This is a genomic window from Parvimonas oralis, assembly GCF_047608425.1.
In the GTDB taxonomy this organism is placed as follows: domain Bacteria; phylum Bacillota; class Clostridia; order Tissierellales; family Peptoniphilaceae; genus Parvimonas.
Window position 1 is genome coordinate 693,213 of sequence record NZ_JBLKRS010000001.1, and the last position, 6,699, is coordinate 699,911.

Sequence of the window (6,699 nt, forward strand, 5' to 3'; positions counted from 1 at the left end):
CAATAATAAAAATCTTTTTAAAAGCAAAAAAATAGATACTATTTTAAAATAGTATCTATTAAAACTAAATATAATTACTTCTTACCCTTTAAATCTTTAGCAATTAATGCATCAAGAACTAACTCATAACCTTCTGCACCGAATTGCAATGATCTATTTACTCTACTAATTGTAGCTGTTGATGCTCCTGTTTCAAGTTCTATTTCATTGTAAGTTTTTCTAATCTTTAAAAGTTTAGCAACTTCCAATCTTTGAGAAATAGAATTTAATTCACGCAAAGTACAAACGTCTTCAAAGAAAGCATAACAATCATCCTTAGTTTTCAACATTAATATTGCTTCAAAAAACTCATCCAATTGTTTTGATTGTAATTTTTTTAAATTTGACATAACATACCTCCACTTTTTTATTTATTTCTTTACTTAATTATACTTCATTATATAATTATAGTCAAGTGCTAAATTAAATTTTATAAAAATAAAATTGGCGGGAATATGTGGGAATCGAACCCACCTAAGAAGCTACAAACTCCTTATGCTGGTTTTGAAGACCAGAGAGCACACCAGAACTCATCTACTCCCATAAAACAACATTAAGTATTATACATTATTTAATTAAAAAAATCAACCTTTTTACAAAAATTTTTCATAAATAAGTTGATTTGAATTCTAAATAGTATATTAAATAAAAATTTTTATTTTTCTGAAAATTCTCCTATTTTTTCTGTTATCTCGTTAATTTTACTAACTCTATCAAATTTAACTCTCTTGATAGATTTGGAAAATATTGCAGAAATCAAAACCCCAATCGCTATAGAGCCTGCATGTGCAACAGTGCTTATTCCACTATCTAAAGCTAATAAATACTGATTCTTTGCAAAATATTCCATAGTATGATACATTCTATATCCGGGAACCAACATTACAATTCCAATATACATAAATACCGTAGAGGGCATTTTCAATTTTACAGAAAAATACTCTGCAAAAAGTCCAACAACTACAGATGCAATTAAATTACTGACTGAATTACCCAAATGTTTACTACAAAAATAATAAACAATCCAACTAATAGTTCCTGTGATTGTGCAATAAATTATTGCTTTTTTTGGAACTATAAAAAAAATTGAAAACGCAATACTCGAAACAACAGCACAAATAATATTTAAAAATAAATCCATAAAACCACCTATCCAAAAAGTCTAAGAACTAAAACAACCCCTACTGCAATAGAAACTGCTGTAAATATTGCAGACATTATACCTATTATTCCGGACAAAATATCTCCTGATAAAATATCTCTCATTGAATTAGTTATCTGTATTCCGGGAAAAAGCGGAACAATTGATGCAATCATAATACTTGATAAATTTTCTATATGAACAAGTCTTGACATAGTCATAACAAAAAGAGCTACTGCACTTGCAGATAAAAAAGTTGCTATAAATGAAGGCAATCTATATTTTTCAATATAAATTATAAACGACATCTCAACAAGCATAGCAATACATGCAGGAATAAAATCACCTAAAGTTCCACCAAAAATAAATGCTAAAAACGGAGCGGATAAAGTAATTAACAAAACAGTAGCTACATTACTGTAAGAACTCCTATTTTTAATATTTTTTAATTCTATAAAAGCTTCATCAATATCAACTTTACCTGAAACAATATTTCTGGATAAATCATTTAATAAAGCTATTTTTTCTAAATTCTTTCCCGAATCATTTAATCTTCTCATACTTGTATAATTTGTTCCATTATACACAAAAGAAATCATTACCATATTACTTAAAGCAAAAGTATTTACAGCCTTAATATTTTTAAAAGATTTACAAATTCTATTTATACTATCCTCCACTCTATAAACTTCTCCTCCATTGTAAAGCAAATAGTAAGAAAATTTAATACTAAAATTTAATAATCTCTTTGCTTCATAATCGTTATTTATAGAATTAATCTTCATCGTTGTAGTCATCATTAATACGTTCTTCCATTTCTTTTAAAAATTTCCTTTTTGAACGGACAACATAAAAAATCAACAAAAACAAAATACCGGGAACAATCAACATAACAGGATTTTTTACAAAATCTGAAATAGCTTCCATTCTTTTCTTATGATCTTCTTCGGATTTTTCATTAACTGCTTCTATTCTTTGTTTTTTTTCTTCTTCTGTCAATTCATCATAGTTTTTACTAAAATCATCTTTAGGCTTAGTATATTTATTGGCTTCCAATCTTTTATTTTTTTCAATTTCATCAAGATTGGGAACATACTCTCCTTTATTTATCATATTTTGAAATAATTTAACCTCAGCATTATGGGGATCTTTGTCATTTGCTAAAAATAGAGTCTCATAATTTCCGGAAGTAGCTTTAAAAATCCATGTTAAATCTAAAGTATTATCTTTTTTTAAAATACCAACAAAATAATCTCCTTTTGCAGGAACTAATCTACTATAACTATATTCTTTAAATTTTGGAACTTCTATTTCATCAAGATTTTCTCCTAAAAATATTGTAGTAACTTTAACTTTAAATTTCCCATTTGAATCTTCAACAATATTTCCTATAAAAAAGCTTCTATAGTCCATATCATAAATCCTATTTGCCCTGTCAAAATTATCATCTGCAAAAGAATTTTTAGAAACAAAGTTAAAACTTAAAACTGTAATTAAAAATACAATTAAAACTCTTTCTATGATATATTTTATATTTAAAAATTTATTCTTCATAAAATCACCTCTAGATATATTTTACCATAAACTTTTAATAAAAAATAGAGAAGGAATGAATTCTTCTCTATTTTTATAAATTTTAAGCTTTTTATTAAATAATTAAAAAGAATTTAGTTAATTTACTCTATAACTATAAATTACTTAACTTCTTTTTTTGTTTTAGTATAAATAAACATTATAATTGGTAAAACAACATAACCAACTACCATAGATATAATTGCTTTAACATTTGTTACAAGTTCACCTGTACTATCCTTAACTGAAAATTGTCCTTTCCAATTAAATTTCACAAGAAGTAAAATAGAAAGTAATAATGCTATTAAAGGAATAATAACATCAGTAACCATACTCTTCTTTGTATCTAAAACAGTTTCCTTTGATTTTCCAAAGTAGAAAATTACAACAGCTAAAGGCACAATTAAAAATTGAACAAAACGTGAAATTGAACTTATAATTGCTATTCCTGTTGAATCATATCTAAAACTTAATGGAATAATTATTGCAAATATAGCTGTAAATAAAAATGCAGGTAATGGTAAATCATTTGATAATCTCTTTGCAAAAATTTCAGGAACTTGTTTTTCTTTAGCCATAGCTTCTAAAACACGTGGTGTATGGAAAGATGCAGCTACATTTATACCGAACATTGAAACTAAAGCTCCTAAAACTACAACTTTTTCTAATATAGGATTAGTGAAAATTGAAGCTAAAACAACAACTTCTTTTGATTGAACTAAAGCAACCGGATTAACATGCATACCTACTAAAACTATTCCAAAGTAAATAGCAGCAATAATACCAATTGCTAAAGGAATTGCTTTTGGTAAATTCTTTTCCGGTTCTTCCATATCTTGTGAACCACTTGCAACTGATTCAAATCCTGTAAAAGCATAGAAAGCAGCAATTACAGCAGTTACAAAAGTAGTAGTTGTCATTTCTTTAATCAAAGGAGTTCCATCTTTAGCTTTTAATAAACTTAATTCAGACAAATGTGATTCTCCAGTATAAATTAAAATTGCAACACCGGCTATAATAGTAACTACTAAAGCTAAAACTTTTCCTATTGTAGAGATATCACTAATTAATGTTAAAAGTTTAGTACCAAAAATATTAATTAATAATAGAATTGACATTAAAACTAAAAAACCTATTGTAACATAAGTTAAATTAGCAGAATCTAATCCAAATATTTTTAAAGTAGTTCTAACAACGAATGTTCCCATTGTTCCCCAAGCTATACTTGCAGCAATAACTCTTGTAACACCTACATATTGTCCTATAGTATTTCCAAAAGCTGCTTTAGAATAAGCATAAGCTGCTCCACTTTTTGAAACATATTTTGCAGCAGAAGCAAAAGTAATAGCCAGCATAGAAGTAAAAACAGCAGCTACTAAATAAATCATTGGAGCCTGAGTACCGGCTGATTTAGCAACACTACCAGGTGATAAAAATATACCTGTTCCAATTATTGAATTTATAGTCAAAAGAACTATTGACCAAAATCCCATTTTTTTCTTATCCATTAAATAATTCCTCCTTCATAGTTTTAACATTATTAAAACTATTTATTTTTTCTTTTTTCAACATTTTTTACAAATTCATCAAAAATTCTTTGAGAATCTAAATGTTTTACTGACAACATTTCCGGATGCCATTGTACTCCTACTACAAAACAATCTTCTGTAATTTTTTCAATAGATTCAACCACTCCATCATCACTCTTTGCAACAACCTTAAATCCAGGAGCAACATCTTTTAATATTTGATGATGGAAACTATTTACTTTATATTTTTCACCTAAAATATTTCTTAAGAAAGTTCCTTCTTCAAATTTTACAAAATGAGTAGCTTGAGCAGGATTATCCCCTTGATTATGCTTAATTTTAACAAAGTCTGCATAAGATAAATCTTGATACAAAGTTCCTCCATTTATAACATTAATCATTTGATATCCTCTACAGATACCAAAAACAGGTTTCTTTAGACTTACAGCTGTCTTATAGATCTCCATATCAAAAACATCTCTTTCCGGAAATACTTCGCCAATTTTTAGTAGTGGTTCTTCTCCATAATTATATGGATCTATATCATGTCCACCGGATAAAATAATACCATCAACATTTTGAACCATTTCTCTTATACTTTCCAAATCTTCGTTAAATGGAATTATAAAAGGAATACCACCGGCTCTTAATATAGCTTCAACATAATCTTGATTTACATATGATCTTCTATAACCTGAAAAAGTATTACCTTTACTAATTAAAATACTTCCTGAAATACCAATTACTGGTTTCATAAAATCGCCTCCTTAAATAATGTCCTAACAATTATACCATTAAAGCTAAAAAAATTCAATATAAAATGACATTAATTCATAATTTGATATGTATAAATTTTATCATATAAAGACCTAGGACTTAAAGTAGAATTTAATGATAGCATTACATATAATAAAATAAAAAAGCAAATTCTATATCAAATAATAGATAATCATTGTTAGTTTATATATTATACCCACATTTTAGTATAAGAACTTAAAAAATATATAAAAAATAAAATAATATGGAAAATTATTTCTTCACAATAAAAAAAGAACCAAATAATTTGATTCTTTTTTTAACATTTTGTAATTACTTAAATATAATTACTCTATTTGGCGTGCCATAGAGGATTCGAACCCCTGGCCTTTTGGTCCGTAGCCAAACGCTCTATCCAGCTGAGCTAATGGCACATAATAGAAAACTCAGAATAAATTCTGAGTTCTTGGAGCGGAAGACGAGATTCGAACTCGCGACCCTCGCCTTGGCAAGGCGATGCTCTACCACTGAGCCACTCCCGCATATATGGAGCTGGTGGGAGGACTTGAACCCCTAACCTACTGATTACAAGTCAGTTGCTCTACCAATTGAGCTACACCAGCATAATAATTGGCGACCTGGATGGGACTCGAACCCACGACCTCTAGCGTGACAGGCTAGCATTCTAACCAACTGAACTACCAGGCCGTATTTGGTGGGCACAATAGGGCTCGAACCTATGACCCCCTGCTTGTAAGGCAGATGCTCTCCCAACTGAGCTATGCGCCCAAATCTAAACCCAATAAAAAAATGGTAGCGGAGAAGGGATTTGAACCCCTGACACTGCGGGTATGAACCGCATGCTCTAGCCAACTGAGCTACTCCGCCACATAAAATTAAATGGTGACCCCACCGGGATTCGAACCCGGGTTACCGCCGTGAAAGGGCGATGTCTTAACCGCTTGACCATGGGGCCTTAAACTGGTGCCGAGGACCGGAATCGAACCGGTACGATGAGTTAACATCGCAGAATTTTAAGTCCTGTGCGTCTGCCAGTTCCGCCACCCCGGCATAATTGGCTCCCAGGGTGGGGTTCGAACCCACAACCTACCGGTTAACAGCCGGGTGCTCCACCATTGAGCTACCTAGGAGTTTGGCTGTTTTCTATTCTCCCAATACGAGATGTACTAGTACCTTCGACGTTTAAGAACTTAACTTCTGTGTTCGAGATGGGAACAGGTGTATCCTCTTAGCTATCACAGCCATACTTATTTTGTTTTTATGGTGTTAATCTCTACGAGCTTTCACAATAAAAAAATCATTTTAAATAAACAAAAAACCATTCTTTCGAGTGGTTTGTTTGGCTGTTTTCTATTCTCCCAATACGAGATGTACTAGTACCTTCGACGTTTAAGAGCTTAACTTCTGTGTTCGAGATGGGAACAGGTGTATCCTCCTAGCCATCACAGCCATACTTATTTATTTGTTTGTTTACTTTTTCTTTTTCAATATATTTCTGTTTAAACCCTTTCAATTAAAGAGTATATATTTCTGGTCAAGCTTTCGATTTATTAGTATCAGTTAGCTTTGATGTTGCCACCTTTACACCTCTGACCTATCTACGACATTTTCTGTATCGAATCTCTCTTGCATTTCTGCAAC

At 30.3% G+C, this 6,699-nt stretch carries 6 protein-coding genes, 10 tRNA genes and 3 rRNA genes; all 19 read right to left on the reverse strand.

The window, feature by feature from the left end; all coding sequences use genetic code 11:
• Positions 1-74 precede the first annotated feature (74 nt).
• The gene (locus ACMX2D_RS03350) at positions 75-389 is read right to left on the reverse strand and encodes a YerC/YecD family TrpR-related protein (RefSeq protein WP_004833732.1); all 315 of its coding nucleotides are present in this window, start codon (positions 387-389) and stop codon (positions 75-77) included.
• A gap of 95 nt (positions 390-484) precedes the next feature.
• Positions 485-581: transfer RNA gene (locus ACMX2D_RS03355), tRNA-Sec, on the reverse strand.
• A gap of 113 nt (positions 582-694) precedes the next feature.
• Positions 695-1,180 carry a threonine/serine exporter family protein gene (locus ACMX2D_RS03360; protein ID WP_009448906.1) on the reverse strand — a complete coding sequence of 162 codons (486 nt, stop codon included), beginning with the start codon at positions 1,178-1,180 and terminating at the stop codon, positions 695-697.
• Positions 1,181-1,188: 8 nt separating this feature from the next.
• On the reverse strand, positions 1,189-1,980 hold the full coding sequence (locus tag ACMX2D_RS03365; protein ID WP_255261724.1) for a threonine/serine exporter family protein: 792 nt from the start codon (positions 1,978-1,980) through the stop codon (positions 1,189-1,191).
• Positions 1,955-2,734 (reverse strand): hypothetical protein, encoded by a 780-nt coding sequence (locus tag ACMX2D_RS03370; protein WP_414972698.1) that lies wholly within the window; start codon positions 2,732-2,734, stop codon positions 1,955-1,957. Before ACMX2D_RS03370 ends, ACMX2D_RS03365 begins: the two co-directional genes overlap by 26 nt.
• A 140-nt stretch (positions 2,735-2,874) precedes the next feature.
• Positions 2,875-4,260 (reverse strand): APC family permease, encoded by a 1,386-nt coding sequence (locus tag ACMX2D_RS03375; protein WP_414970559.1) that lies wholly within the window; start codon positions 4,258-4,260, stop codon positions 2,875-2,877.
• 38 nt (positions 4,261-4,298) lie between these two features.
• Positions 4,299-5,036, reverse strand: coding sequence for a gamma-glutamyl-gamma-aminobutyrate hydrolase family protein (locus ACMX2D_RS03380; protein WP_414970558.1), 738 nt, complete (start codon positions 5,034-5,036; stop codon positions 4,299-4,301).
• Positions 5,037-5,394: 358 nt separating this feature from the next.
• Positions 5,395-5,471, reverse strand: a tRNA-Arg gene (locus tag ACMX2D_RS03385).
• Between the two features lie 33 nt (positions 5,472-5,504).
• Positions 5,505-5,579: transfer RNA gene (locus tag ACMX2D_RS03390), tRNA-Gly, on the reverse strand.
• Positions 5,580-5,584: 5 nt separating this feature from the next.
• Positions 5,585-5,660, reverse strand: a tRNA-Thr gene (locus ACMX2D_RS03395).
• Positions 5,661-5,668: 8 nt separating this feature from the next.
• Positions 5,669-5,745: transfer RNA gene (locus tag ACMX2D_RS03400), tRNA-Asp, on the reverse strand.
• A gap of 5 nt (positions 5,746-5,750) precedes the next feature.
• Positions 5,751-5,826: transfer RNA gene (locus ACMX2D_RS03405), tRNA-Val, on the reverse strand.
• 22 nt (positions 5,827-5,848) lie between these two features.
• Positions 5,849-5,925, reverse strand: a tRNA-Met gene (locus tag ACMX2D_RS03410).
• A 13-nt stretch (positions 5,926-5,938) separates the two neighbouring features.
• Positions 5,939-6,013, reverse strand: a tRNA-Glu gene (locus tag ACMX2D_RS03415).
• 6 nt (positions 6,014-6,019) lie between these two features.
• A tRNA-Leu gene (locus ACMX2D_RS03420) sits at positions 6,020-6,108 on the reverse strand.
• A 5-nt stretch (positions 6,109-6,113) separates the two neighbouring features.
• Positions 6,114-6,188: transfer RNA gene (locus tag ACMX2D_RS03425), tRNA-Asn, on the reverse strand.
• A 5S ribosomal RNA gene (rrf, locus tag ACMX2D_RS03430) occupies positions 6,189-6,304 on the reverse strand. It lies immediately after the preceding tRNA gene.
• Positions 6,305-6,395: 91 nt separating this feature from the next.
• Positions 6,396-6,511 (reverse strand): 5S ribosomal RNA (rrf, locus tag ACMX2D_RS03435).
• Between the two features lie 77 nt (positions 6,512-6,588).
• Positions 6,589-6,699 (reverse strand): 23S ribosomal RNA (locus ACMX2D_RS03440); the annotation flags it as partial.